This window comes from Klebsiella sp. D5A (assembly GCF_001620885.1).
In the GTDB taxonomy this organism is placed as follows: domain Bacteria; phylum Pseudomonadota; class Gammaproteobacteria; order Enterobacterales; family Enterobacteriaceae; genus Klebsiella; species Klebsiella variicola.
This window is the reverse complement of the sequence record NZ_LOAR01000003.1, coordinates 391,892-417,233: the sequence shown is the minus strand read 5'-3', so window position 1 is coordinate 417,233 and position 25,342 is coordinate 391,892. Positions and strand designations below refer to the sequence as shown.

The 25,342-nt window shown below is 58.3% G+C and carries 19 protein-coding genes; 2 read left to right on the top strand and 17 right to left on the bottom strand.

Features of this window, described 5'->3' with window-relative positions:
• Positions 1 to 85: 85 nt before the first annotated feature.
• The 4 genes from mukB to cmoM are packed head-to-tail and all read right to left on the bottom strand — an operon-like array spanning position 86 to position 7,338.
• Positions 86 to 4,534 carry a chromosome partition protein MukB gene (gene mukB / locus AS136_RS05465; protein ID WP_023339852.1) on the bottom strand — a complete coding sequence of 1,483 codons (4,449 nt, stop codon included), beginning with the start codon at positions 4,532 to 4,534 and terminating at the stop codon, positions 86 to 88.
• A complete protein-coding gene (mukE, locus tag AS136_RS05460) occupies positions 4,534 to 5,238 on the bottom strand; it encodes a chromosome partition protein MukE (protein WP_004150840.1) in 705 nt (234 codons plus the stop codon). Before mukE ends, mukB begins: the two co-directional genes overlap by 1 nt.
• Positions 5,219 to 6,541 carry a chromosome partition protein MukF gene (gene mukF / locus AS136_RS05455; RefSeq protein ID WP_008805866.1) on the bottom strand — a complete coding sequence of 441 codons (1,323 nt, stop codon included), beginning with the start codon at positions 6,539 to 6,541 and terminating at the stop codon, positions 5,219 to 5,221. The genes mukE and mukF overlap by 20 nt, the downstream gene beginning before the upstream one ends.
• Positions 6,538 to 7,338: a tRNA uridine 5-oxyacetic acid(34) methyltransferase CmoM gene (cmoM, locus tag AS136_RS05450; protein ID WP_016160569.1), complete on the bottom strand. Its 801-nt coding sequence runs from the start codon at positions 7,336 to 7,338 to the stop codon at positions 6,538 to 6,540. The genes mukF and cmoM overlap by 4 nt, the downstream gene beginning before the upstream one ends.
• 121 nt (positions 7,339 to 7,459) lie before the next feature.
• Here cmoM and elyC point away from each other — a divergent pair, with 121 nt between their 5' ends.
• Entirely contained in the window at positions 7,460 to 8,239 is a 780-nt protein-coding gene (gene elyC / locus AS136_RS05445; protein ID WP_008805864.1) for an envelope biogenesis factor ElyC, read from the top strand.
• Here elyC and AS136_RS05440 read toward each other — a convergent pair.
• The 13 genes from AS136_RS05440 to AS136_RS05380 form a co-directional block, all read right to left on the bottom strand.
• Complete coding sequence (locus tag AS136_RS05440) at positions 8,216 to 9,109, bottom strand: YcbJ family phosphotransferase (RefSeq protein ID WP_008805863.1); 894 nt, start codon at positions 9,107 to 9,109, stop codon at positions 8,216 to 8,218. The genes elyC and AS136_RS05440 overlap by 24 nt on opposite strands.
• Positions 9,110 to 9,246: 137 nt before the next feature.
• On the bottom strand, positions 9,247 to 9,993 hold the full coding sequence (kdsB, locus tag AS136_RS05435; RefSeq protein ID WP_040975163.1) for a 3-deoxy-manno-octulosonate cytidylyltransferase: 747 nt from the start codon (positions 9,991 to 9,993) through the stop codon (positions 9,247 to 9,249).
• Positions 9,990 to 10,172, bottom strand: a complete 183-nt coding sequence (gene ycaR, locus AS136_RS05430; protein WP_012542316.1) for a protein YcaR — start codon at positions 10,170 to 10,172, stop codon at positions 9,990 to 9,992. The genes kdsB and ycaR overlap by 4 nt, the downstream gene beginning before the upstream one ends.
• 63 nt (positions 10,173 to 10,235) lie before the next feature.
• On the bottom strand, positions 10,236 to 11,465 hold the full coding sequence (locus AS136_RS05425) for a winged helix-turn-helix domain-containing protein (RefSeq protein WP_063266684.1): 1,230 nt from the start codon (positions 11,463 to 11,465) through the stop codon (positions 10,236 to 10,238).
• Positions 11,466 to 11,519: 54 nt separating this feature from the next.
• Positions 11,520 to 12,500 (bottom strand): tetraacyldisaccharide 4'-kinase, encoded by a 981-nt coding sequence (lpxK, locus tag AS136_RS05420; RefSeq protein ID WP_063266683.1) that lies wholly within the window; start codon positions 12,498 to 12,500, stop codon positions 11,520 to 11,522.
• Positions 12,497 to 14,245, bottom strand: a complete 1,749-nt coding sequence (msbA, locus tag AS136_RS05415; protein ID WP_004201387.1) for a lipid A ABC transporter ATP-binding protein/permease MsbA — start codon at positions 14,243 to 14,245, stop codon at positions 12,497 to 12,499. Before msbA ends, lpxK begins: the two co-directional genes overlap by 4 nt.
• A gap of 36 nt (positions 14,246 to 14,281) precedes the next feature.
• The gene (locus AS136_RS05410; RefSeq protein WP_063266682.1) at positions 14,282 to 16,546 is read right to left on the bottom strand and encodes a ComEC family protein; all 2,265 of its coding nucleotides are present in this window, start codon (positions 16,544 to 16,546) and stop codon (positions 14,282 to 14,284) included.
• A gap of 205 nt (positions 16,547 to 16,751) precedes the next feature.
• Positions 16,752 to 17,039 (bottom strand): integration host factor subunit beta, encoded by a 288-nt coding sequence (gene ihfB, locus AS136_RS05405; RefSeq protein WP_004100704.1) that lies wholly within the window; start codon positions 17,037 to 17,039, stop codon positions 16,752 to 16,754.
• Positions 17,040 to 17,190: 151 nt separating this feature from the next.
• Positions 17,191 to 18,864: a 30S ribosomal protein S1 gene (gene rpsA / locus AS136_RS05400; protein WP_002898162.1), complete on the bottom strand. Its 1,674-nt coding sequence runs from the start codon at positions 18,862 to 18,864 to the stop codon at positions 17,191 to 17,193.
• 133 nt (positions 18,865 to 18,997) lie between these two features.
• Complete coding sequence (gene cmk, locus AS136_RS05395) at positions 18,998 to 19,681, bottom strand: (d)CMP kinase (protein ID WP_012542319.1); 684 nt, start codon at positions 19,679 to 19,681, stop codon at positions 18,998 to 19,000.
• Between the two features lie 174 nt (positions 19,682 to 19,855).
• Positions 19,856 to 21,139, bottom strand: a complete 1,284-nt coding sequence (aroA, locus tag AS136_RS05390; protein ID WP_063266681.1) for a 3-phosphoshikimate 1-carboxyvinyltransferase — start codon at positions 21,137 to 21,139, stop codon at positions 19,856 to 19,858.
• A 73-nt stretch (positions 21,140 to 21,212) separates the two neighbouring features.
• Positions 21,213 to 22,301 (bottom strand): 3-phosphoserine/phosphohydroxythreonine transaminase, encoded by a 1,089-nt coding sequence (gene serC, locus AS136_RS05385; protein WP_008805856.1) that lies wholly within the window; start codon positions 22,299 to 22,301, stop codon positions 21,213 to 21,215.
• A 188-nt stretch (positions 22,302 to 22,489) separates the two neighbouring features.
• The gene (locus AS136_RS05380) at positions 22,490 to 23,182 is read right to left on the bottom strand and encodes a DUF421 domain-containing protein (protein WP_012542321.1); all 693 of its coding nucleotides are present in this window, start codon (positions 23,180 to 23,182) and stop codon (positions 22,490 to 22,492) included.
• Positions 23,183 to 23,298: 116 nt separating this feature from the next.
• On the opposite strand from AS136_RS05380, the gene ycaO reads away from it, so the two are divergent.
• The gene (gene ycaO / locus AS136_RS05375; protein ID WP_012968619.1) at positions 23,299 to 25,059 is read left to right on the top strand and encodes a 30S ribosomal protein S12 methylthiotransferase accessory factor YcaO; all 1,761 of its coding nucleotides are present in this window, start codon (positions 23,299 to 23,301) and stop codon (positions 25,057 to 25,059) included.
• Positions 25,060 to 25,342 lie beyond the last annotated feature (283 nt).

Here is a 25,342-nt window from a genome sequence, read left to right as displayed (position 1 = left end):
ACCCAGGCATACCAGGCTGGATAGCAAAAAGGGCAACTTAACGTTGCCCTTTTCAGCGCTTAGCCGCCAGAATTTAGCCGCAGCCTCAGGAGGCGTCGGCCGTACCCGGCAGTGCTTCCGGTACCGGCGCGGCAAAACCGCGCAGGCCGACAACGTGTACGTGTTCGTGATTATTAAACACTTTACGCACCAGTTTATAGGTCGTGCCTTTTTCCGGGCTGATATTTTCCGGCGCCGCGATAATCAGCTGCATCTCCAGACGTTCGCACAGCTCGAACAACGTGGCGATGGAGCGGGCGTCGAGACGCGCCGCTTCATCGAGGAACAGCAGACGGCAAGGCGAGATATCCTTGCCGCGCAGGCGACGAGACTCATCTTCCCAGCTCTGCACCACCATTACCAGAATCGACATCCCGGTACCGATCGCTTCCCCGGTCGACAGCGCGCCGGACTCCGCGCGCAGCCAGCCGTCAGAGCCGCGGTTAACTTCCACTTCCATCTCCAGATAGTTGCGGTAGTCGAGTAGCTCTTCGCCGATGGTTTGCGGCGTGCGCTGCCCCATGTCGATCTGCGGGTTCAGGCGCTGATACAGCTTGGCCAGCGCTTCCGAGAAGGTCAGGCGATTGCTGTTAAACAGATCCTGATGCTGCTCATGCTGTTCAGACAGGACATCCAGCAGCGTCGAGTGGGTCTCGCGCACGTTAACGTTCAGACGCACGCTGTTAACCTGGCCGAACGAGACGCTCTGCAGCCCCTGGTTGAGCATCCGGATACGGTTCTGCTCACGCTGAATAGTTTTGCGAATGATATTCGCCACGCTGCGGGAACTGATCGCCAGCTTCTGTTCGCGGTTGGTCAGCTCTTCGGTCAGACGACTGAGCTCGATCTCCATCTGCTCGATCGCTTCCACCGGGTCATCGGTACGAATAATATCCTGACGGATACGCTCGCGCAGATGCTGATAGACGGCGACGAAGAACTGGATTTTGCGCTCCGGACGTTTCGGATCTTCCGATATACGCAGCACGTCGCGCAGATGTTCGTTATCGGCGACCGCCAGACGCAGCGCACCGAGCGCCTTATCCGACATCGAACGCAGTTCGTCGGCAGAGAGATAGGCCAGTTCGCGGCGATGCAGACGACGTTCGACGCCATTGTCTTTCACCAGACGCATCACCGCGCACCAGCCCGCCTTGGCGCTGACAACCTGCTCACGCATTTCGCAGTAATCGCGTTCCAGCTTGCGCAGTTTACGGGTCAGGTTGTCCATTTCCGCTTCGCAGAAGGTCAACGCTTTTTCCAGCTGATTGCGACGGGAGCGGTTGTTGCTCAGCTGCGTGTGCAGCTCGTCACGACGCTGACGCGCGCGCTCTTCCGCCCCGGCATCGGCACGCACGCCGATATCCTGCAGCTCTTTATACAGATCGTTGAGCAGCTCTTTTTTGGTGTCATACGAGCTCTTCAGCGACGCCAGCACCTGGTTGTACTGGTTCAACTGCGCAACGTGGCTACGCATCGCTTCGCGCGCGCGGCTACGCTCAGATTCCGCTTGTTGCAGACGCTGGCGCAGCTTCTCGTTGAGATCGCTGTTGCCACTGAGCATCTCCGCCGAATCGGAGTAGCTGAAGTGGGCCCGGCGCTGCACGACTTCCGCCAGCGCAAAGGCCTGCTGACGCGCATCGCGCTGGGTTTGCTGCGCATAGGCGTAATCTTCTTTCAGCTGCTCAAACTGCTCCGGATCGCTCTGCAATACCGAGACGATCGGCTCCAGCTTCGCCAGCTGATTGCCATGCTGCTGAATAAAGCGCACTGCCTCCTGCGCTTCGTCCAGACGTTCCTGGATCTCGTCCACGCGGTCAGCCAGCGTATCATCCGCCAGCAGGTTCAGGCGCGGCAGCAGGCGGTTGAGCGCCGACACGCCCTCTTTCGCCTGCTCATACTGCACGCGGTTCTGTTGGTTATCGCTCTCATGGGCGTTCAGCGCACGCTCCAGCTCGCCGCGGCGGCTGTTAAGCTTGCGGATCTCTTCTTCCGGATCGTCCTCGAAAGCCACCGCCAGATGGCTGCCAATGAAGCGGCTGAAAGCCTGGTGCAGACGCTGGGTTTTCTGCACGTCGAACGACAGGGTCGCGAAACGCTCGGAGAGACTCTCACGCTCAGCATGCAGTGTTTCGATGCGATTTTCGCGCGCCGCGCGACCAAACAGCGGCAGCGTTGGGAAACGTGAATAACGCCACTGGCGGTCGGCAATCTTCACCACCACCGCTTTTTCCAGCTCGTCAACGCTGAACACGCTGTCGTCGAAGGACTGCGGATCGCCTTCGATCAGATACAGGTCTTCCGGACAATCTTCCAGCCCTTCGAGCTGCTCCGCCACCTGCGACAGATCCGGCACCACGATCGCATGGCGCGATGGGCCATACAGCGCGGAGAAGTACGGCGCATCTTCGAGGCTAACGTCGTCATAAATTTCCGACAACAGGACGCCGCCAAAGCGCTCCGCCAGCGCGTTCAGACGCGGGTCTTCAGAGCCGCCCGGCTGACTGAGTCGCTCGATCTCTTCGTCGATGGCACGCTTGCGGGCGCCGACCTCGTCACGTTCAACGATAGCCTCGCGCTCGCGCTCCAGCAGCTGCTGCAGGTATTCGGTGACCTCCTGGCCGGACTCAAACTGTTCGCCGCTCTGCTCGCACAGCTGGTTGAGGCTGTTTTGCGCCGCCAGCCAGATCGGCGCCCGGCGCATCAGCGTCTGGGTGCGCGACTGCAGTTGCTCCAGCTCCTGACGCAAGGTCATGCGCTGTTCCTGAGCGTTAGAGACGCTGTCGGCCAGCGACGCGATGCGCGCTTCCAGCTCCTGATGCAGCGTTTCCAGATCGTCGATATCGTAGCGTTTGCCCTGGCGTTTGCAGAACTCAGCCAGCTGACGCTCGGCGTCCTGCTGCTCGCGCAGACGCTGTTCCAGCTCGTTGAGACGGCTGCGCAGCCCCTGCGCCTGCTCGGCCTGATGGCGCTGGTTAACGCCGTCGCGCAGCAATTCGCGCGCCACGTCCCAGGCTTCATTACGCGCCAGCGGGCCGTTAATCGCCGCCACCAGCTGGTACGCCTGTTCGAACTGGCTGTGCGCGGTTTGCGCCACGCTCATTTTCTGTTCCAGCGACAGCATTTTCTCCGTCGCTTCCTGCTCTTTCGCCTGGAAGGTTTCCAGCCACTCGTCGGCGCTCTCAGGCGTCAGATCCGGCAGATGGCACAGCGCCTTCGCGCGCTCCAGCGCCTGCAGCGCCTGGTTATACTGAATGGCGCGGGTCTGCTGGACGTCGAGCGCCTGCTGATAGTCGGCGAGCTGGTTTTTCAGCTCATCCACTTCCAGTTCGGCGGCTTCGGCGCGGGCTTCGTTCTCTTCCTGCTGGTCGGCGGCTTCCGCCACCACTTCATTCTGCTCTTCCAGACGGATCTGCAGCTCGTCGAGATCCGCTTCGTAGCGCTCAATTTTTTCCTGCTGACGCAGGGCGGTCTGCACCAGGTTCAGGTGATCGCTGGCGGCCTGGTAATCGGCTTCCAGATCGCCCTCCGCGCCGTTGTGCTCCTGCAGCTCGCGCGCCATCTCGACGTGCTTATACTGCTCGGCCGCCAACTGCGAACGCGAGGTAAAGAGATCGCGACGATACTCCAGCGCCTTATCCAGGTGAATGCGCCGCTCGTTGGCGTGACGCATATAGTCCGCCGCCACGTAGTTGGTGGCTTCGCTGATCAGGTGTTTAAACAGATCGCGGTCAGACTGGGTTACGCGAATGGCTTCCAGCGTCATGCGGTTTTCCCGCAGCGCCGCTTCCATATCCTGGAACGCTTTACGCACGCCGCTGTTTTCCGGCAGCAGGTAGTCGCGCAGCGAGCGGGTAATGGTGCTGGAGATCCCGCCGTACAGCGAGGCCTCAATCAGGCGGTAGTATTTGCTACGATCGGAGGCGGAACGCAGACGACGCGCCACCACGCCCAGATCGAACATTAGCGAGTGATATTCGGTGATCGAGTTGAACTGTTTAAACTGGACGCCTTCCATCGCCTCGAGTTTGTCTTTCAGCTCATTGAGACTGACCACGCGCGCCTGACGATCGTTCAGCGTTTCGGTCAACAGCTGGGTCGGCAGGATAGAGGTCGGCAGCCCCTGAATGGCGAACGGCTTAATATCGACTTTACGATCGCGTCCGGCGACCTGCTGCAGGCGCACGCCGACCACCACGCGCTGGTGGCGGGAGTTGATCACATCAAGCACCGAGTAACACACCCCGGCGCGCAGCTTACCATGCAGGCCTTTATCGCGTGAGCCGCTGGTGGCCCCCGCTTCAGTGGTGTTACGGAAGTGCAGCAGGGTTAAATCCGGGATCAGCGCCGTGACGAAAGCCGCCATGGTCGTGGACTTACCCGCGCCGTTCCCCCCGGAGAGGGTGGTCACCAGTTCATCAAGATCAAAGGTCCGGGCAAAGAAACCGTTCCAGTTCACCAGCGTTAGCGAGCGAAACTTACCGCGTTCAATCATTACTCTTCCTCCCCGCTATCCGGCTGGTTTTCTTCATTCTCATCATTGAGCTGCAGGTGATTTTCCAGAGCCATCGCTTCCCCGTCGCGGATCAGGCGGCGCTGCGCCTCGCGCGGGTCGTCGCCGGCGCGCACATCGGCGCCAAAGCGGAATACCGATTCGGTAATGCGAAACTTGCTACTGTCATGGCCCATAAACCACACCATCCCCAGGCGGCGCAGGCGGTTAAGCGACGCGCGCATTTTTTCCTGCAGCTTCTGGCGGTCCAGATCCGAACCGGTGGAACGATTGTTCACCAGCTTCAGCAGCCTGGATTCATCCGCCAGGGTCAGCAGTTCGTCATAGAGCTCCTGCTGGGTGAAAATCCCTTCGTTTGCCAGGCGCTCCGGGCTGAGATAGAGATAGCAAAGAATTTTGCCCACCATCATATCCAGCTCCGACAGCACCGAGCGCGAAATCAGCGTGGTGGAGCGCGGGCGCAGATAGAAGAACCCTTCCGGTGCGCGGATCAACTCGACGTTATAGCGAGCGTAAAATTCTTCCAGGTAATCCTGGAAATCCATCAAAAATGCGTGATTATCCAGCTCGTCGAGACCGATATGACGGCCCGCGCGCAGGGCGCTGTCCAGCGCCGGAAATAACGGATTGGCCAACGCCTGCGCCAGCTTAACCGGCATCACTTGTTCAATATTTGTCAATGACATGCGCCTGTACCTTGGCTCCGTAATCATTAATCGGCTGCCATTTTGCCGGCAGTCCGGTGAAATCTGCCTGGGCGACGCCCAGCTGTACCGCCTGATCCACGACGATCCGCGCCACGTCGAAGTGACGTCCGCGCGGATACTGCGCCAGGAACTCCCGCGCCACCAGGCCGAGGTCCAGCGGTATTCCCTTCTCTTTATAGACCGCCAGCTGCGCTTCGATCAGCGCCGCCAGCTGCTCGCGAATTTCGTTAAACTCTTCAAATTCGAGATCCGCCGGCAGTTCGCCGGTGACCTCTTCATCGCGCAGCGCCATCTCTTCATCGCGCATATCCAGCAGACGGTCGGCGTTGGCGTAAGTCAGCGCCCACGGTTCATCAAAATAGGTCTGTACCGACTGGCGCAGACGCTGGGCGAAGACGCGGTTCTTATCCATATCGATAGCGGTACGGATAAACTTGTGCACATGGCGGTCGTAGCCGATCCACAGGTCAATCGCCTGCTGACCCCAGCTGACGATGCGGTCGAGTTTGCTTTGCAGGTCGAATACCAGCCGGTCGACAAAATGCAAATCGTCGCGCGCCATGGTCGAATCCTGAATGCGCAGCAGATTCGCCTGCAGTTTATCCCCCGCCGCATCCAGCGTATCCTGCAGTTCGCGCAGGGTGCCGGAGGTTTCCGACAGCAGCAGTTCACAGCTGGAAATCGCCGCGCGCCAGTCTTTATTTAACAACTGTGCGATATCGTCTTTCACCAGCTGCTGCTGCTCATCCATAATGCGCTGCGTCAGGTCGATGCTGTCGAAAATTTCCGCCACGGAATATTTCAGCGGAGCGAAAACATTGCGATGCCAGTGGAACTCATCCCCGCCCTCTTCTGCCGCATCCGCCGCACGCTTCAGCTCGCCGGCGACGATCGACAGCTGCATCGAGAGACGCAGCGTCGAGAATTCACGCTGACGGATATAGTAATCGGTGATCCCGATCCCCAACGGCGTCAGGCGATAGATCGCATTGCCTTCGGTAATTTCGCTGGTAAAGCGGTTCAGCAGACGCTGGCGCACCAAATCGTTGATCGCATTATTGGCGCGCTGGCTGATGGTTTCGCTGGTCTGCTCAAACGCATCACTGACGTGGCGGAACGCATCCACCAGTTCTCCCTCGCTCATTTCCCCTTCCAGCCGTTCGCCGTTCAGCGTGGCGACCGCCAGCAGAAAAGAGAGTCTGTCGACCGGCAGCGAGATAGAAAAATCATTTTTCCTGGCCCAGGCAACCAGTTCGGGGACTGTCTGGGAAAATTCACTCATACTTTATCCTTGCATCTGCGGCTATGAGCCTGGCTCTTAAGCGCGGTGACATGAATATAACGGCCCAGGCTGAGATACGGCTCCTGACGACAGTAGCGCGTTTCCAGCTCCAGCAGCGCCGCATAGCTGTCATGCTGTTGGCGTTTTTCACGCAGATAATCATGAAACACCCGCACGCCGGTTTTGCTGACAATCTGCCAGCCAATCTCTTCCAGCCAGTGATAAACCTGCTGCGGCTCACGCGGATAATCCGGCGACAGCGTGCGTTTTTTCTTTTTTGGCATGCCCAATTGTACGTAATCGAAATTACCGGCCACCATATTGTGCATCAGCAGGCCGTTAGCATTGTAGAACATCAACGACAGCCCACCGCCAGGACGCAGTGTCGACCACAGCGTACGCAGCACCTCCTGGGGCTCCGCCACCCACTCCAGCACCGCATGAAACAGTACCAGATCAACCGGGCTTTCCAAATGCTGCGCAATATCCTGAGCCGCGCATTGTACAAAATGCATGTTGTCGATCACACCTTTATCGACGGCCGCCTGGCGGGCGCGCGCCACCATTTCAGCGGAGAGATCGCACAGCGTCACGTGATGGCCCAGTTGCGCCACTTTAATGGCTGTTTGCCCTTCGCCGCCGCCGGCATCCAGCACCCTCAGCGGTCCCGGCCCCAGCTGCGCCAGCAGCGGTTCCAGATCCTGCCAGAGGATCGCCTGGCGCAGCTGACCTTTTGTGGTGCCGTAAATATTGCGCGAAAACTTTTCAGCAATGTCATCGAAATTGCGATCCTGCACGGGCGACTCCACAAGCCAACACAAAACCGCTATTTTGTCATACCCACGCCGAGAATGAAGCGATCTGTTATAAGATCCGAACATAACTTTGGTTATATGGTTAAAAAAGGAACCATCTGGCATGCTTTTCACGCTAAAAAAGATCGTCGGCGGTCTGCTGTTGCCGCTTCCCGCCCTGCTGTTGCTGATCGGGATCGGGATCGCGCTGTTATGGTTCAGCCGCTTTCAACGTACCGGCAAGCTATGCGTGAGCCTCGGCTGGCTGCTGCTGGCGCTGCTGAGCCTGCAACCGGTGGCCGACAGCCTGTTGAAACCGATTGAAGATAGCTACCCCACCTGGCGCGGCGAGCAGCCGGTGAGCTACGTGGTGGTGTTGGGCGGCGGCTATACCTGGAATCCGGAGTGGGCGCCAAGCTCTAATCTTATCAATAACAGCCTGCCGCGCCTGACGGAGGGCATTCGCCTGTGGCAGGCGAATCCCGGGTCGAAAATGATCTTCACCGGCGCGGCAGCGAAAACGAATCCCGTCAGCACGGCAGAAGCTGGGGCGAGAGTGGCCGAGAGCCTCGGCGTACCACGCAGCGATATCATCGTGCTCGATCGGCCGAAAGATACAGAAGAGGAAGCGCAGGCGGTGAAGCGCGCCATCGGCGATGCGCCCTTCCTGCTGGTCACTTCGGCGTCACACCTGCCACGGGCGATGATTTTCTTTCGTCATGCCGGTCTGGATCCCCTGCCCGCGCCGGCAAATCAGTTAGCGGTGACCTCGCCGCTTAATCCGTGGGAACGAGCCATCCCCTCCCCGGTATGGCTGATGCACAGCGACCGGGTCGGCTATGAAACCCTCGGTCGCGTCTGGCAATGGCTGAAAGGTGGCTCAGGCGAGCCAGGGCAGGAGTGATTTTGTCGCGAGGTCGAAACGGGCGCGGTCAAAGCGCCCGGTATTGACCAGATTATCCACCTCATCCCACAGCAGATAGAGCCAGCGCCGCCAGACAAAGGCCTCGGAAACTGGCGCCTGCTGCAGGTAGCGCCACAGCAACTGTTCCGCCTGGCCGCCTTCTGCAAGGCGGAACAGTTCATACTCGCGTGGCGCCCACAGCATCATCCCCGGGCCCACCATCGCCAGCAGCTGATCGCTGCGTGGGTCTTTCAGCATACTGCGCAAGGTGAAATTACCGTGTACCAGCACGGCATTGTCATTGAAATCGCGAAACAGCTCCGGAAGGCACTCGCGGGAGCGGAACAAAATACGCTTATCCTGCATCGTCAGGCCGGTATCCTGATACAGGTTCAGGGTGCTCCACAGCATCTCTACCCGCTGACGGTACCAGTTCGACCACAGATTGTCCTGGGTATTGTCGACCATTCCTACGCAGCCGCCGCTGTCCTGACGATGCCAGGCGAGCAGCGCCTCGACGATTTGCTCCTGCAGTTGCTCCCAGCGCGCTGGTGTGCGCGTGGGGGCCTCCACCGGAACGCCGCGCAAGCGCTCAAGCAGCAGCACATCCGGCCCGGGATGCTCTTCATGCGTCATCACGCCGTAAACCACCGGCATGCGCACTGTACCACTGCGCGCGAGGGTGGAGATCTTCCATGCCAGTTGCCGCGCCACACCGGGCGTGGTGAAACTGCGCGCCAGCAGCGGCATCGGGTTTCCCTGCGCGTCGTACAGGGACCACAGCGCCGTAGCGGGTTTTTCACTGACACACTCCACCCGGCTCAGCTTTTCGCCAAGCAGGTGACTGAGTTCGGTTCGCAACTGTTCCATTGTCGATTACCCCTATGAACACTACTGGTTTCATAATGAGCGCCCGCACCTGGGTTGTCATCGAATAAGATCAAAAAGGGACAAAAAAAGCGAAAAACCGGCGGGGATATCCCCCCCTGCAAGGAGGGGACAGGGGATTAACGCAGTTCAGCGCGGACGCGCTCCAGATCTTCCGGGGTATCCACACCGGTGCCGGGCACTTCTGCCGCCACGGCAACATGGATTTTCTCGCCATACCACAGCACCCGCAGCTGCTCGAGCATTTCAATCTGCTCCAGCGGGCTCGGCGCCCAGCTGACATAGCGGCGAATAAAGCCAGCGCGGTAGCCATAAATGCCGATGTGACGCAGCAGGGAATCACCGATGTTCTCGCGGGAGTGGGCAAAGCGATCGCGATCCCAGGGAATGGTGGCACGTGAAAAATAGAGCGCATAGCCCTGGGCATCCATCACCACTTTCACCGCATTTGGATTAAACGCCTCTTCCGCATCGTGGATCGGTACCGCCAGCGTCGCCATTCCACTGCTGCTGGACGCCAGATTCTCCGCCACCTGGCGGACGATCGCCGGGGGGATCATCGGCTCATCGCCCTGAATATTGACGATAATAGTGTCATCGCTGAACGCGCACTTCTCCACCACTTCCGCCAGCCGTTCGGTGCCGGACTGGTGATCGGCGCGGGTCATGCACACTTCACCACCCGCCGCTTCAACGGCGCTGGCTACGTCCGGATGATCGGTGGCGACAATAATGCGATCCGCGCCGGATTCGCGCGCGCGCTCCAGCACGTGGACAATCATCGGTTTGCCGTTAATGTCCTGCAGTGGTTTTCCCGGCAGGCGCGTAGAGGCGAAACGCGCAGGAATAATAACCACGAAACTCATGAGTGACTCTCTTCAACCGTCAGCGCTCGGGCCTCTGTCTCCAGCAGCACAGGAATACCATCGCGCAGCGGAAACGCCAGACTATCAAGTTTGCAAATAAGTTCTTGCTTATCCTGACTGTAATACAGCTTACCGTTACAGACCGGGCAGGCGATGATTTCAAGTAAACGGTGATCCATGTTTCCTCCTGATGGACCGGATAGATTTCACAGCAGCATATCACAGGAAGGTCGGCGCCGGGATCAATCGGCGTTGATTTCCCACCCCTGCTCCTGGCCGACAAACAGCCCTTCCGGCAAGCGTCGGCACAGGATCCGCTCCGCCGATTGCCATCGCGCGAAGTCGTTAATCGCCCGGCGCAGCCCCTGCTCAAGGCCACGGGTGATCTTCACCCCCTCCTCCAGCCACAGGGAGAAGATCTCCAGCTCCTGGCTTTTGCGATGTATTTTACTGTCCATCCGCCCAACCAGTTTTCCCTGGTGCAGCAGGGGCAGTACGAAGTAGCCATACTGCCGCTTCGGCGCTGGGGTATAGCACTCCAGGCGATAGCTGAAGTTGAAGAGTTGCTCCGCGCGTTTCCGATCCCAGACCACCGGGTCAAAAGGAGAGAGCACGGCGCTATGGCTGGCGATCAGCTTACCGCCAGGCGCTGACTCAAGCTGCGCCAGCGCGTCGCGATGCAACCACATCTCGCCGAGTGCTTCCACGTTAACCAGCACCACCAGGCCCTCTTCCTGCCAGGCAGCCAGCAGACCCGGTAGCGACGGCTGGCGCAAGCGATAGTAATCGGCCAGCCACTGGGGACGAAAGATACCGAGGCTGCGGGCGCTGTTGCGCAGCATGATGGCCTCTGCGTCTTCGCGGGACAGCGCGTCGCGTTCGTCATCCCAGTCCGGCATCACCCGCTGGGTTAAATCATACACGCGGTGAAAATTGCGCCGTTCCACCACCATCACTTCGCCGGCGGTAAACAGCCCTTCCAGATGGCGCTTATGCGGTTTCCACTCCCACCAGCCGCTGGCGCCTTTGCGCGGGTGGGTAAAATCCGCCGAGCGAACCGGGCCGTTTTGCCCGATATGCGCCAGCAGCTCTGCAATACTCCCGGCATGCTCCTCCATCCACGCGCGATGGTATTTCCAGCCCATATTGTCGGGATTCAACATGCGATGGCGCACCAGGGCGAAATCGCTGCGCGGTAGAAAGCAGGCTTCATGCGCCCAGTATTCCATTAGCTCGCCGCTGCGCAACGACTCATCCAGCCAGTGCTGCGGATAGCTGCCGAGGCGGCTGAACAGCACCAGATAGGGGCTGCGGGCCACCACGTTGATGGTATCGATTTGCAGCAGCGACATCTGCTGGATGGTGGAAAGAATGTCTTTCGGGCGAGCGCGACGTCGGGGCTTCTTTAACAACCCCTGCGCCGCGAGATGGAGGTGGCGCGCCTCGTTAAGCGATAATTGCAATACCGACATGCAGGTTCTCCGTCAGGAATTCCAGCACAGCGGCGAGCAAAGCCGGCGCGTCAGTTAACGTTGCGCCAACGTCGCTAAGTCCGCAAGCAACCGCTGTGCGCGTTCATCGGCCATTATGGCGTCGACCGGTAAATACCACCAGTTTGCGGCGGCGAAATCGCGACATTTCACCGCGTCTTTCTCGGTCATTAGCAGCGTCTGCCCGGTGGTTACCAGGGCGGCGACATCGGCCTGGCTCAGCGCCTGATGGTCCGCCAGCGCCACGGTTTTGACCGGCTGGACGCCACAGCTTTCAAGGGTGGCGAAAAAGCGCGGCGGATGGCCGATGCCAGCCATCGCCACTACGTTCGTGAAAGTCGAGACATCGCGACGTTCGCCGGTAAGCAGGTTAACCACCATCCCTGGACGCAGTTGCATCGGGATCTCCCCCGGACGCGCCACGCCGCCGTTAACGATAACCGCATCAACGCTTTGCAAGCGCGACGCCCGCTCGCGCATCGGCCCGGCAGGCAGCCACCAGCCGTTGCCAAAGCGGCGCACGCCGTCGATAACGACAATTTCTCTGTCCCGCGCCAGCTTATAGTGCTGCAACCCGTCGTCGGTCACGATAATCTGCAGATCGTGCGCGCTGAGCAGCGCTTTCACCGCGTCGCTGCGCAGCGGAGAAACCGCCACCGGCGCGCCGGTACGCTGATGAATTAACACCGGCTCATCACCCGCCTGCGCCGTACTGGTCCGGTCAGTTAATACCAGTGGGTAGCGGTCGGCTTTACCGCCGTAGCCGCGAGAGACCACCCCCACGCGAATACCGCGCTGCTGCAGCTGCTCCACCAGCCAGATCACCACCGGCGTTTTACCATTGCCGCCGGCGGTCAGGTTACCGACCACCACCACCGGCACCGGCGCGCGCCAGGCTTTTTGCCACCCCAGCTTATAGCTGAGGCGAATCACCGCGCTCACCAGGCCATACAGCCAGGAGAGTGGCAGCAGCAGGCGCCACAGCGGCGATTCCCCGGACCAGATGCGCGCGATCATTCGCCGAATTGCATCTTATGCAGCTGGGCGTACACGCCCTTATGCTCCAGCAGATCGTGGTGCGTTCCGCGTTCCACGATCCGCCCATCTTCAACCACCACAATTTCATCAGCCTGCTCAATGGTCGACAGACGGTGGGCGATAACCAGCGAGGTGCGGTTTTTCTGCAGCTCATCCAGCGCTGCCTGAATGGCTCGCTCGGACTCGGTATCCAGCGCCGAGGTGGCTTCATCAAGGATCAGGATCGGGCTGTTACGCAGCAGCGCACGGGCGATAGCAATACGCTGGCGCTGGCCACCGGACAGCATTACGCCATTCTCACCAATGATCGTATCCAGACCATTGTCCATCTTGTTGATGAAGTCCATGGCGTAGGCCATTCGCGCGGCCTCTTCAATCTGCTCGCGGCTGTACTCTTCGGTACGGGCATAGGCGATGTTGTTGGCGACAGTATCGTTGAACAGATGCACGTTCTGTGAAACGAGTGCCACCTGGTCGCGCAGCGAGCTCAGCTTGTACTCGCGCAGGTCGTGACCATCCAGCAGGATCTGGCCGTCGTCAACATCGTAGAAGCGGGTGATCAGGCTGGCAATGGTCGATTTACCCGACCCTGAGCGCCCCACCAGCGCGACGGTTTTCCCTTCCGGGATATCGAGATTGATATTGCGCAGCGCGGCCACTTCGCGCCCCGGATAGGTGAACGTGACGTTCTCAAACTTGAGATTGCCTTTGGCCCGCTCAATGACCCGCGTACCTTCGTCTTTTTCCTGCTCGGAATCGAGGATCGCAAACAGCGTCTGGCACGCCGCCATCCCACGCTGGAACTGGGCATTGACGTTGGTCAGCGACTTCAGCGGGCGCATCAGCGCAATCATTGAGGAGAAGACCACGGTAATGGTCCCGGCGGTCAGGGTGTCCATTACGCTCGGGAAGCTGGCGGCATACAGGACAAAGGCCAGCGCCAGCGACGCGATAAGCTGAATGATCGGGTCGGAGATAGACGAGGCAGAAACCATCTTCATCCCCTGCAGACGCATTTTATTGCTGACCTTATCAAAACGTTTGGTTTCCACCTCCTGGCCACCAAACATCAGCACCTCTTTGTGCCCTTTCAGCATCTGCTCAGCGCTGGTGGTGACCTGCCCCATCGTGTTCTGCATATTCTTACTGATATTACGAAAACGCTTGGAGACCACGCGGATTGCTACCGACACGATCGGCGCCAGTACGATCAGGATCAGCGACAGCTGCCAGCTGTAATAGAACATCATCACGAACAGGCCGATAATCGATGCCCCTTCGCGGACCACGGTGATCAGCGCGCTGGAGGAAGATGAGGCGACCTGCTCAGAATCATAGGTAATGCGTGACAGCAGCGTCCCGGTAGACTGCTTGTCAAAGAAGGCCACCGGCATGCCCATCATGTGGCCGAACAGGCGACGACGCATGGTCATCACGACTTTGCCGGAAACCCAGGAGATACAATAGCTCGAGATGTAGCTGGTGATCCCACGCAGCACCATCAGCCCGATAACCACCAGCGGCATCCATAGCAGCACTGAGCGATCCGTTTTACCAAAACCATCATCCAATAACGGTTTAAGAAGCGATAACATGAAGGTGTCACTGCCCGCGTTAAGCACTAACGCCACCGCCGCGACGATTAGCCCGGCTTTAAACGGTGCAATAATCGGCCAAAGTCGGCGGAAGGTCTGCCACGTGGAGAGATCTTTATCGTTCTGCATTCAATAAACCAGCTTGTGTTGAAATAGCCGCATATTCTACCCGTTATCGGCGGGCGCGCCAAACCACTGATGATACCAACGTGGTAAAACTTGATCCCGTAAGCTATGGATTTGCCACCCTTCTGCGGAAAAAACCACCGTTATCTGTCCCTGCTGCGGCGTGGCGAACCAGCGATACCCCCGCTGGCGATAGCGCTGAACCACCTTGTACGAGGGCATCCGCCACGCATTGTAGCGCGAAGCGGATGCCAGCGCGGCCTCACCCTCTACCCGGTGGACCAGCAATTCGCTGGAAGAGGTGTTGCTACCGTGGTGGGGAACCTGGATAAGTGTAGACGTCAGATGCTGCCAGTAACGGCTGATCATCGCCTGCTCTGCCTGACGTTCTATATCGCCGGTGAGCAGGATGCTGGAGCGACCATCATCGATGCGCACCACGCAGGAGTGATTATTACCCTTTGCCGTGCTGCCCGGCAGCGGCCACAGGGCCTGGAAGTTGAGTCCCTGCCATTGCCAGCGCTCGCCGCGATGACACGGCAGATGACGCGCCCAGCCTAAAGGGCTGCGCACCCACGCCTGCGGCCATGCCTGTAGCACTGAATTAAGGCCGCCGCGATGATCCAGATGCTCGTGGCTTAGCACAATGCCCTGCAGCTGCAGATGATGCCAGCGCAGCCACGGGATAATCACCTGCTGACCGCTGTCGCCCTGCGGCCATGCTGGCCCGGTATCATAGAGGAGCGCCTTGCCGTGACGTTCGATAACCATCGCCAGCCCCTGCCCGACATCCAGCATCGTCACCCGCCATTCGTCCGCGGGAAACGGCCTCCAGAAGGGCCGCATCAGCAGGAACAGCACGCTCAGACACAGGGCCGGGAAATGCCGCCAGCTCTGAAAGCGCCAGCCCATCACCAGCAGCCACGGCAGGCTACTGATCCAGAGCCAGCGGGCGTCCAGCGGCAGCCAGCCGTCCGGTAAACGCCGTAATGCCCAGAACAGCAGCGCCAGCACGCGATCGGCCGCCAGCCAGAGCAGCGACTCCACCATCCCCGGTCCTGTGAGATGCAGCAGCATCGCGCCGAGAATAAGCGGCACCGCCAGCAGGGTCACTAAGGGTACCGCCAGCAAATTGGCGGCCATGGACGTCAGGCTGACGCCATGGAAGAGCAGGAGCTGGAGCGGCATCAGCAACAGCGTCACGCCAGCCTGCAAATGAACGAGGGCGAACAGTGCCTTCCATGGCCAGCGCCAGCGACCGGCAGGCAGCGGTACCCACTGAAACCAGAAGATCAGCCCCGCCACGGCGAAAGCGGATAGCCACAGGCTTTGCGACAGCACCGCCAGCGGGTCGGTAACGAGTATCGCCCCCAGACAGCAGAGCCACACCTGCCACGCCGTCCAGCGTTGGCCCGACAAGCGTAAGGCGCAGCACACGCCCAACCCTACGCAGGTGCGCAGCGCCGGCGGCTGCATGCCGGTCAGCCAGGCATAGCAGACGGCGCCGGCCAGCCCGGCCAGCAGCGGCAACCGCCAGCCGATCCAGCGGCCCGGGAGAATATACTGCACGCCGCGCAGCAGGAGCACGATAAGGGAAGCCGCGAGGGCGATATGGAGACCAGAGATGGCCATCAGATGGGAGGTGCCCGTGTTCTGCATCAGGACCTTAATCGCCGTCGGCAGGGTCAGTCGCTCCCCCATCCCTAATCCCAGCATCACCGCACGCCAGGGATAAGGCTCCAGACGCCGGGTCAACGACGCCAGGTAGCGGGCGCGCAGGCTGCAGCGGGGATCCAGCGCGGAAGCTGCAACAATCCCCCCGCTCAGCGGCCGGTGCTGCGCCAGCGCATAACGCTGGCTGTCGAAGCCCCCGTCGTTGAGCTGCCCGTGCACCGGGCGCAGGCGCAGCGTCATCAACCAGTGCTGACCCGCACAGGCGGGCGCAGGTGTAAGTTCCCCGTACAGCGTCACGCCCACCGGGGGAAACAGGTAGCGGCCCGCCAGGCGCACAATCTGACAACGGTGCAGGGCCTGGCCATCCGTCTCGCTGAGGATCACTTCCGCCTGCCGGATGGCGCCGGTAAGGTGCCGGGTCGGCCACAGCGCCTGATGCGCGCTCAATACTCCCCAGATCATCAGCAGAAGCGTCATCGCCACACAAGCCATGGCCGTTCCGCGCAGGCGGGTCAGCAACAGCGCCGCAAGGCACGCGCTCGCCAGAACGTGCGGGCCCGGCAAGACGGGTAGCCAGAGTAGCGGCAGCATCGCGATGCTGGCGCATCCGGCAAGCCATGGTAGACGCATAAACACCTCCCTGTGAGCAGGCAGTGTTACGCAAAGCGACGGTGGCGTCCCGCCGCTGAATTCAGGCGTGCGTAGCGCCTTCCAGACAATCGTATCTGTTGCAGTCAGGCACGGTTTTTTTGCGAAGCTGGAGGTAAATCGCGGACACAAAAAAAGCACCCGCAGGTGCTTTTTTTATCATCAGGCAGGTTGCACGTCGTGCAACTTACTCTTCATAAATATTGGCGCGGTCACGTAATTCTTTCCCGGGCTTAAAGTGCGGAACGTACTTACCTTCCAGTTCGACTTTATCACCAGTTTTCGGGTTACGTCCGGTGCGAGGTGCTCGATAGTGCAGAGAGAAGCTGCCGAAACCGCGGATTTCAATGCGCTCACCTTGAGCAAGCGTTGAGGCCATATGTTCCAGCATTTCTTTAACAGCATCTTCCACCGCTTTCGCCGGAATGTGAGATTGCTGGCTGGCAAGTCTTTCAATCAATTCTGACTTGGTCATTATTCCTCCGGTTTCCTTCAAGGCAAAAATTAGCTAACAGCTTAAACAAGGGCGGCCGTAGCCGCCCTTTGTGCTTGATTACAGGACGAATCCTGCAATCTGTCAAGTAAACTCGTCACTATTCAGGTTGTTATTACCTGAATGACAAAGATTACTCGCCTTTCGCTGCTTTGAACGCTTCAGCCATAGCGTTGTTGGAGAAGTTCGCGTCTTCCTGCTTGTTCACGGTAGCGATAGCGTCTTTTTCTTCCGCTTCGTCTTTCGCACGTACAGACAGGCTCACTACGCGGTTCTTACGATCCACGCCGGTGAATTTCGCTTCAACTTCGTCGCCAACGCTCAGAACCAGAGTTGCGTCTTCAACGCGGTCACGGGATGCTTCAGAAGCACGCAGGTAACCTTCTACGCCGTCAGCCAGTTCTACGGTTGCGCCTTTAGCGTCAACTGCAGTGACTTTACCAACAACGATAGCGCCTTTCTTGTTCAGAGCAACGTAGTTGTTGAACGGATCTTCCGCGAGCTGTTTAACGCCCAGGGAGATACGCTCACGCTCTGCGTCAACCTGCAGAACAACTGCTGCGATTTCGTCGCCTTTTTTGTATTCACGAACTGCTTCTTCGCCTGCAACGTTCCAGGAGATGTCAGACAGGTGAACCAGGCCGTCGATGCCGCCGTCCAGGCCGATGAAGATACCGAAGTCAGTGATAGACTTGATTTTACCTTCAACACGGTCGCCCTTGTTGTGGGTTTCCGCGAACTGCTGCCATGGGTTAGATTTGCACTGCTTCAGACCCAGGGAGATACGACGACGCTCTTCGTCGATATCCAGAACCATCACTTCCACAACGTCGCCAACGTTAACAACTTTGGACGGGTGGATGTTTTTGTTGGTCCAATCCATTTCGGAAACGTGAACCAGGCCTTCAACGCCTTCTTCGATTTCAACGAAGCAGCCGTAGTCGGTCAGGTTGGTCACGCGACCGGTCAGTTTGGTACCTTCCGGATAACGTTTAGCGATAGCTACCCACGGATCTTCGCCCAGCTGTTTCAGGCCCAGGGATACACGGGTACGCTCGCGGTCGAACTTCAGCACTTTAACAGTGATTTCGTCGCCAACGTTTACGATTTCGCTCGGATGCTTAACGCGTTTCCAGGCCATATCGGTGATGTGCAGCAGGCCGTCAACGCCGCCCAGATCAACGAATGCACCGTAGTCAGTGAGGTTCTTAACGATACCTTTGACTTCCATGCCTTCCTGCAGGTTTTCCAGCAGCTGATCGCGCTCTGCGCTGTTTTCGGATTCGATAACGGCACGACGAGAAACAACAACGTTGTTACGCTTCTGGTCCAGCTTGATGACTTTGAACTCAAGCTCTTTGCCTTCCAGGTGCAGCGTGTCGCGCACCGGACGAACGTCTACCAGGGAACCCGGCAGGAACGCACGAATACCGTTCAGCTCAACAGTGAAGCCACCTTTAACTTTGCCGTTGATAACACCGGTAACAGTTTCAGCGTCTTCGTAAGCTTTTTCCAGCGTGATCCAAGCTTCGTGACGTTTAGCTTTCTCACGGGACAGCAGAGTTTCACCGAAGCCGTCTTCTACTGCATCCAGAGCAACGTCAACTTCGTCACCAACCTGGATTTCCAGCTCGCCCTGGGCGTTTTTGAACTGCTCAGCCGGGATGGCGGACTCAGATTTCAGACCGGCGTCAACCAGTACTACGTCTTTGTCGATAGCAACAACAACACCACGAACGATGGAACCCGGGCGGGTTTCGATTTCTTTTAAGGATTCTTCAAACAGTTGAGCAAAAGATTCAGTCATGTTTAATCTTCAGGTTAATATTAACGTCCACCTGGCTCCGTGCCGGATGGGGTTGTTTCACATACCCGCTGACCATCCATTGCCGCGGGGTACTGCTATAATTCGGAGGCTTCGGCGCGCTACCGGTTAAGGCTCACGCAACGGCCAATTTTTCGCGCGCATATTGTAGCGCTTTTTCAATCACTTGCTCAATGTTTAGTTCTGTTGAATCGAGAACTAATGCATCGGCAGCCGGGACAAGCGGCGCCACGGCGCGATTTCGGTCGCGATCGTCACGCTCTTTTATCTCGGACAAAAGACGTTCAAAGTTAACATCAAAGCCCTTTTCCTGCAACTGCCGCATGCGGCGATGCGCCCGCTCATCGGCCGAGGCATCGAGGAAAATTTTCACCGGCGCGTCCGGGAAAACCACCGTGCCCATATCGCGCCCGTCGGCGATGAGCCCCGGCAGTTCACGGAAAGCACGCTGGCGGCGCAGCAGCGCTTCGCGAACGCGGGGGAAAGCGGCCACTTTCGAGGCGGCATTGGCGACCTCCTGAGTGCGAATTTCGCCGCTGACATCTTCCCCTTCCAGCACCACTTCCAGGGTGCCGTCAGTAGAAATAAAGCGCACGTCAAGATGGGCCGCCAGGGGCACCAGCGCCTCTTCGGACTCTACGTCAACATGATGATGCAGCGCCGCCAGCGCCAGAACGCGGTAGATCGCGCCTGAATCTAACAGATGCCAGCCCAGCGCTTCCGCCATTGCCTTGCACAACGTACCTTTACCCGCACCGCCAGGCCCATCAATGGTGATTACCGGAATATTCGCCGTCATCTTTTTCTCCTTCAGCAAGGCGCATGGAATATAAACGCCGCGCATTATACGCATCAATACGCCGGAAAGTGAGCATTGCTTGTAAATTACGGACTACAGGAAATGAAAAGCAGAAGTTTTGCGCAATTATAGCGGGCTGACAGGACATCAGCCCGCGGGATGACAAAGTTTTACTCAGGCGAGGGTACTGATCCGCGCCAGTTGCTCAAAATAGTCCGGGAACGTTTTGGCCGTACATTTGGGATCAAGGATGGTCACCGGCGTATCAGACAGCGCCACCAGCGAGAAGCACATCGCCATCCGGTGGTCGTTATAGGTGCCGATTTCAGCATATTTCAACTTTGCCGGCGGGGTGATGCGAATATAATCTTCACCCTCTTCCACCTCGGCGCCCACTTTACGCAACTCGGTCGTCATGGCGAACAGACGGTCCGTCTCTTTGACCCGCCAGTTGTAGATATTGCGCAGCGTAGTGGTCCCTTGCGCGAACAGCGCGGCGGTGGTGATGGTCATCGCCGCGTCCGGGATATGGTTCATATCCATATCGATAGCCTTGAGCTCGCCGCGGGTGCAGGCGATAAAATCGTCGCCCCAGGTCACGGTAGCGCCCATTTTCTCCAGGACGTCGGCGAAACGGATATCGCCCTGCACACTGCCGCGGCCGATACCGGTGACTTTTACCGTGCCGCCCTTAATGGCGCCAGCGGCGAGGAAATACGAGGCCGAGGAAGCATCGCCTTCCACCAGGTAATCCCCTGGCGACTGATACTGCTGCTTGCCGCGCACCACAAAACGCTGATAAGACTGATTGTCCACCTCAACGCCGAAGGTTTTCATCAGGTGCAGCGTAATGTCGATATAGGGTTTCGACACCAGATCGCCCTTAATGGCGATCACGGTATCCTGCGGCGCCAGCGGCGCGGTCATCAGCAGCGCGGTCAGGAACTGACTGGAGACGCTGCCGTCAACCTCGACGTTCCCGCCCTGAAAACCGCCGCGCAGGCGCAGCGGTGGATAATTTTCCTGCTCAAGATAGTCGATCTGAGCGCCGCCCTGACGCAGGGCATCCACCAGATGGCCGATCGGGCGCTCTTTCATCCGCGGTTCGCCGGTCAGCACAATATCGTTGCTGCCAAGGCACAGGGCCGCCGCCAGCGGACGCATCGCGGTTCCGGCGTTGCCGAGGAATAGCTCCAGCGCCGCAGCAGCGCGCAGCGGGCCGCCGTTGCCGGTCACTTCGCAGCGGGTGCGGTCGGCAGACAGGGTATATTGAACCCCCAGCGCACTCAGGGCATTCAGCATATGGCGCACATCGTCGCTGTCCAGCAGGTTGGTCAGCACCGTCGTGCCGCGGGCCAGAGCGGCCAGCAGCAGCGCGCGGTTGGAGACGCTTTTCGAACCTGGCAGGTTCACGGTGCCCTCTACGCGTGCGATGGGTTGTAACGTCAGGGATTCCATCAAACTTCACTCTCAAACAAACAGAATAAAAACCCCGCAGACAGGCCGCGGGGAGGAAGAAAGAAACAGGCGATTAACCGTGGCGGCGTTCGAAGTCCAGCATAAAGTCGGTTAACGCCTTCACGCCGTCCAGCGGCATCGCATTGTAGATGGAGGCGCGCATGCCGCCCACCACGCGGTGGCCCTTCAGCGCGTGCAGCCCGGCGGCAAACGACTCTTCGAGGAACAGTTTGTCCAGTGCGCTGTCCGCCAGCTGGAACGGCACGTTCATGCGTGAGCGGTTGGCTTGCGCCACATCGTTACGGTAGAACCCGCTGTTATCGATAACGCCATAAAGCAGTTCGGCTTTCTGCTGGTTGATTTTATCCATCGCAGCGACGCCGCCCTGCTGTTTCAGCCACTTAAACACCAGACCAGCCAGATACCAGGCGAACGTCGGCGGCGTGTTAAACATCGAGTCGTTCTCGCTTAACACGGTATAGTCGAGGATCGACGGACAGGCCACGCTGGCTTTGCCCAGCAGATCTTCACGCACGATGACCAGCGTCAGCCCTGCCGGGCCAATATTTTTCTGCGCGCCGGCGTAGATTACACCGAAGCGGTTGACGTCAATTTCGCGGGACAGAATGGTGGAGGAGAAATCAGCAGCGACGATGACGTCGTCGCCGAAATTCGGCGTATCATCAATCGCGATACCGTCAATGGTTTCGTTCGGGCAGTAATGCAGATAGGCCGCGCCCGGCGTCAGCTGCCACTCGCTCATCGGCGTAACAGCTCGCTTGCCATCGACAGTGATTTTCGCGTCGATAACGTTCGGCGTGCAGTATTTCTTCGCCTCTTTGACCGCGCTGGCGGCCCAGTAGCCGGCGTCCACATAGTCAGCGACGTTTTTATCGCCGAGGATGTTCAGCGGGATCCCCGCGAACTGGCCGCGGCCGCCGCCGTGGCAGAACAAAACTTTATAGTTGGAAGGGATATTCAGCAGAGAGCGGAAGTCCTGTTCTGCCTCTTCTGCCACCTGGATAAACTCCTTACCACGGTGACTGATCTCCATGACCGACGTACCCAGACCGTGCCAGTCGCACAGTTCTTGCTGAGCCAGTTTGAGTACTTCCGCCGGCAGCATTGCCGGGCCCGAACTGAAGTTATAGACCTGAGCCATTTCCCCTCACCACGTTGCTATGTTGTTTTGCCCGCGAACCGCCGCGGGCATAAGTTATTCCTGTGGCTATCGGTTTTATCATTCAGTGACACGGTCCGCAATGGCTAAAACTCGCCGACGGTAAAACGCGGCCACCGTCACACAACAGAATCTATCGGCTTGACGTAATAAAACCGACATATTTGCTGTCAGGTGAGTCGTTTCGCTCGGCTGGCCTTCGACCATTCTGCATTTGCGCAGCGGGAACATATTCGCTTTTCTCCCGCCTGCATCGCCATCACGATGCTGCAGCGTACGCAGGCATAGATCCCCTCCTGCGGAATCGTGGTGTAACGCGCAGTACAGTGGGTAGGCAGGATAGACAACCCCGCTCTGACCTCTTCATCCGGATAATAAAACACGCTGATCTGCCCGTTGGTTTCAAGGATCGCCAGCCGGACCTGGCCAAGCTGCTCGACGCTGTTGACCCGCAGCTCCATAAAGAATTCGAATTCGGTCATGTTTTCCGCATGCAGCTTCTCCCACGCCAACTGCCCCTCCTCGACCACCACGATAGGTTTACCTTCCAGGAGATCCTCCAGCTTTTCGCTGTGCCCCATCAGCCACATGATGCCGCGATACAGCAGCGCCAGCGTGATGAAGACCACCAGCACCGGCAGTAGCGGTACATCGTCATAAAACGCCACGTCCCCTGCCGCCGAACCGAGGGTCAGAATAATCAACACCTCGAACAGCGACATCTGCCGCACGCCGCGCCGTCCGGTAATCTTGAGGAAAATAAAGACCAGAACGAAGGTATAGAGGCTGCGCAACGCCACCTCGGCAAGAAACTCCACCGGCACTTTATCGAGCGCCATCCGCTGCCAGTCAAAGGCTTTCATCTATCATCTCCCTGTGGGTCATAAGTTGCCTCTAAGCATAGCCAGATGATGGAGATAGCACCTGTCAGATAAAAGCCGTATCATTGCGCGCTTTCCGTACGACAAAAGTGATCGCCATGACCCAAACGTTTATTCCCGGCAAAGATGCCGCCCTGGAAGATTCCATCGCTCGCTTCCAGCAAAAATTGCTCGACCTCGGATTTGATATCGAAGAGGCCTCGTGGCTGAACCCGGTGCCGCACGTGTGGTCCGTTCACATTCGCGATAAAGAATGCGCGCTGTGCTTTACCAATGGTAAAGGCGCCACCAAAAAGGCAGCCCTGGCCTCCGCGCTGGGCGAATATTTCGAGCGCCTGTCCACCAACTATTTCTTCGCCGACTTCTGGTTAGGCGACACTATCGCTAATGGCCCGTTTGTTCACTACCCGAACGAAAAGTGGTTCCCGCTGACCGAAAACGACGATGTCCCGGAAGGTCTGCTGGATGCCCGTCTGCTCGCGTTCTACGATCCGGACGATCAGCTGACCGCCAGCATGCTGGTGGATCTGCAGTCGGGGAACGATGAGCGCGGCGTATGCGGCCTGCCCTTTACCCGCCAGTCCGACGGCGAAACCGTCTATATTCCGATGAATATCGTTGGCAACTTGTACGTATCCAACGGTATGTCTGCAGGGAATACCCCGAATGAAGCACGTGTGCAGGGCCTGTCAGAGGTCTTTGAACGTCACATAAAAAACCGCATCATCGCAGAGAGCATCAGCCTGCCGGAGATCCCGGCGGAAGTCATGGCGCGCTATCCTGGCGTCGTGGAGTCGATCGCAAAACTTGAAGCCGAAGGCTTCCCGATTTTCGCCTACGATGGTTCGCTGGGCGGCAAATACCCGGTTATCTGCGTCGTGCTGTTTAACCCGACTAACGGCACCTGCTTCGCTTCCTTTGGCGCCCACCCGGACTTCGGCGTGGCGCTGGAGCGTACGGTCACAGAACTGCTGCAGGGTCGCAGCCTGAAAGACCTTGATGTCTTTACGCCGCCGACCTTTGATGACGAAGAAGTCGCCGAGCACGCGAACCTCGAAACCCACTTCATCGACTCCAGCGGCCTGATCTCCTGGGATATGTTCAAGCAGGATGCCGACTATCCGTTCGTTGACTGGAGTTTCTCCGGCACCACCGAAGAAGAGTTCGCCACCCTGATGGCCATCTTCAAGGCCGAAGATAAAGAAGTGTACATTGCCGACTACGAGCATCTGGGCGTTTACGCCTGCCGTATCATCGTTCCGGGCATGTCGGATATTTATCCGGCAGAAGACCTGTGGCTGGCAAACAACAGCATGGGCGCCCATCTGCGGGACACAATTCTGTCTCTGCCGGGCAGCGAGTGGGAAAAAGAAGATTATCTGGCGCTCATCGAACAAATGGATGACGAAGGCCTGGATGATTTCACCCGCGTTCGCGAACTGCTGGGCCTTGCCACCGGGAAAGACAACGGCTGGTATACCCTGCGCGTCGGCGAGCTGAAAGCGATGCTGGCCCTGGCTGGCGGCGATCTGGAACAGGCGCTGATCTGGACCGAATGGACCATGGAATTCAATGCCTCTGTCTTCAGCCCTGAGCGCGCAAACTACTATCGCTGCCTGCAGACCCTGCTGCTGCTGAGCCAGGAAGAGGAGCGTCAGCCGCTGCAGTATCTGAACGCCTTCATCCGTATGTATGGCGCCGATGCGGTCGAAGCCGCCAGCGCTGCGCTGAGCGGCGAAGCCCCGTTCTATGGCCTTCAGGCTGTCGACAGCGATCTGCAAGCCTTCCCGGCTCATCAGTCGCTGCTGAAAGCGTATGAAAAGCTGCAGCGGGCGAAAGCGGCGTTCTGGGCAAAATAAGCCCCCATTACGCCAACATGCTTGCCAACAACGGAGCCCGATGCGGCTCCGTTATTTTAACCTGGCGAGGGAGCCACTATAGTTTGTAGTTGTAAAGTTAATTAATAGTAAATATCGCACTTATATCATTTACCAATTGTTAATTTAAAATAAAATACTCCATTTTAATTAACTCAAATACTGGGGCAAAAACGAAAAAATTCAACATAACTTATAAATTTTAAAATTTATTTTCCATAAAAAATTCAAATAGTTAAGCATCAAACAAGCAAAAACCACACAC

Excerpts from the sequence above, each read along its gene's own strand:
- mukB (WP_023339852.1), bottom strand. The coding sequence starts at position 4,534 with ATGATTGAACGCGGTAAGTTTCGCTCGCTAACGCTGGTGAACTGGAAC.
- mukE (WP_004150840.1), bottom strand. The coding sequence starts at position 5,238 with ATGTCATTGACAAATATTGAACAAGTGATGCCGGTTAAGCTGGCGCAG.
- mukF (WP_008805866.1), bottom strand. The coding sequence starts at position 6,541 with ATGAGTGAATTTTCCCAGACAGTCCCCGAACTGGTTGCCTGGGCCAGG.
- elyC (WP_008805864.1), top strand. The coding sequence starts at position 7,460 with ATGCTTTTCACGCTAAAAAAGATCGTCGGCGGTCTGCTGTTGCCGCTT.
- AS136_RS05440 (WP_008805863.1), bottom strand. The coding sequence starts at position 9,109 with ATGGAACAGTTGCGAACCGAACTCAGTCACCTGCTTGGCGAAAAGCTG.
- kdsB (WP_040975163.1), bottom strand. The coding sequence starts at position 9,993 with ATGAGTTTCGTGGTTATTATTCCTGCGCGTTTCGCCTCTACGCGCCTG.
- ycaR (WP_012542316.1), bottom strand. The coding sequence starts at position 10,172 with ATGGATCACCGTTTACTTGAAATCATCGCCTGCCCGGTCTGTAACGGT.
- AS136_RS05425 (WP_063266684.1), bottom strand. The coding sequence starts at position 11,465 with ATGTCGGTATTGCAATTATCGCTTAACGAGGCGCGCCACCTCCATCTC.
- lpxK (WP_063266683.1), bottom strand. The coding sequence starts at position 12,500 with ATGATCGCGCGCATCTGGTCCGGGGAATCGCCGCTGTGGCGCCTGCTG.
- msbA (WP_004201387.1), bottom strand. The coding sequence starts at position 14,245 with ATGCAGAACGATAAAGATCTCTCCACGTGGCAGACCTTCCGCCGACTT.
- AS136_RS05410 (WP_063266682.1), bottom strand. The coding sequence starts at position 16,546 with ATGCGTCTACCATGGCTTGCCGGATGCGCCAGCATCGCGATGCTGCCG.
- ihfB (WP_004100704.1), bottom strand. The coding sequence starts at position 17,039 with ATGACCAAGTCAGAATTGATTGAAAGACTTGCCAGCCAGCAATCTCAC.
- rpsA (WP_002898162.1), bottom strand. The coding sequence starts at position 18,864 with ATGACTGAATCTTTTGCTCAACTGTTTGAAGAATCCTTAAAAGAAATC.
- cmk (WP_012542319.1), bottom strand. The coding sequence starts at position 19,681 with ATGACGGCGAATATTCCGGTAATCACCATTGATGGGCCTGGCGGTGCG.
- aroA (WP_063266681.1), bottom strand. The coding sequence starts at position 21,139 with ATGGAATCCCTGACGTTACAACCCATCGCACGCGTAGAGGGCACCGTG.
- serC (WP_008805856.1), bottom strand. The coding sequence starts at position 22,301 with ATGGCTCAGGTCTATAACTTCAGTTCGGGCCCGGCAATGCTGCCGGCG.
- AS136_RS05380 (WP_012542321.1), bottom strand. The coding sequence starts at position 23,182 with ATGAAAGCCTTTGACTGGCAGCGGATGGCGCTCGATAAAGTGCCGGTG.
- ycaO (WP_012968619.1), top strand. The coding sequence starts at position 23,299 with ATGACCCAAACGTTTATTCCCGGCAAAGATGCCGCCCTGGAAGATTCC.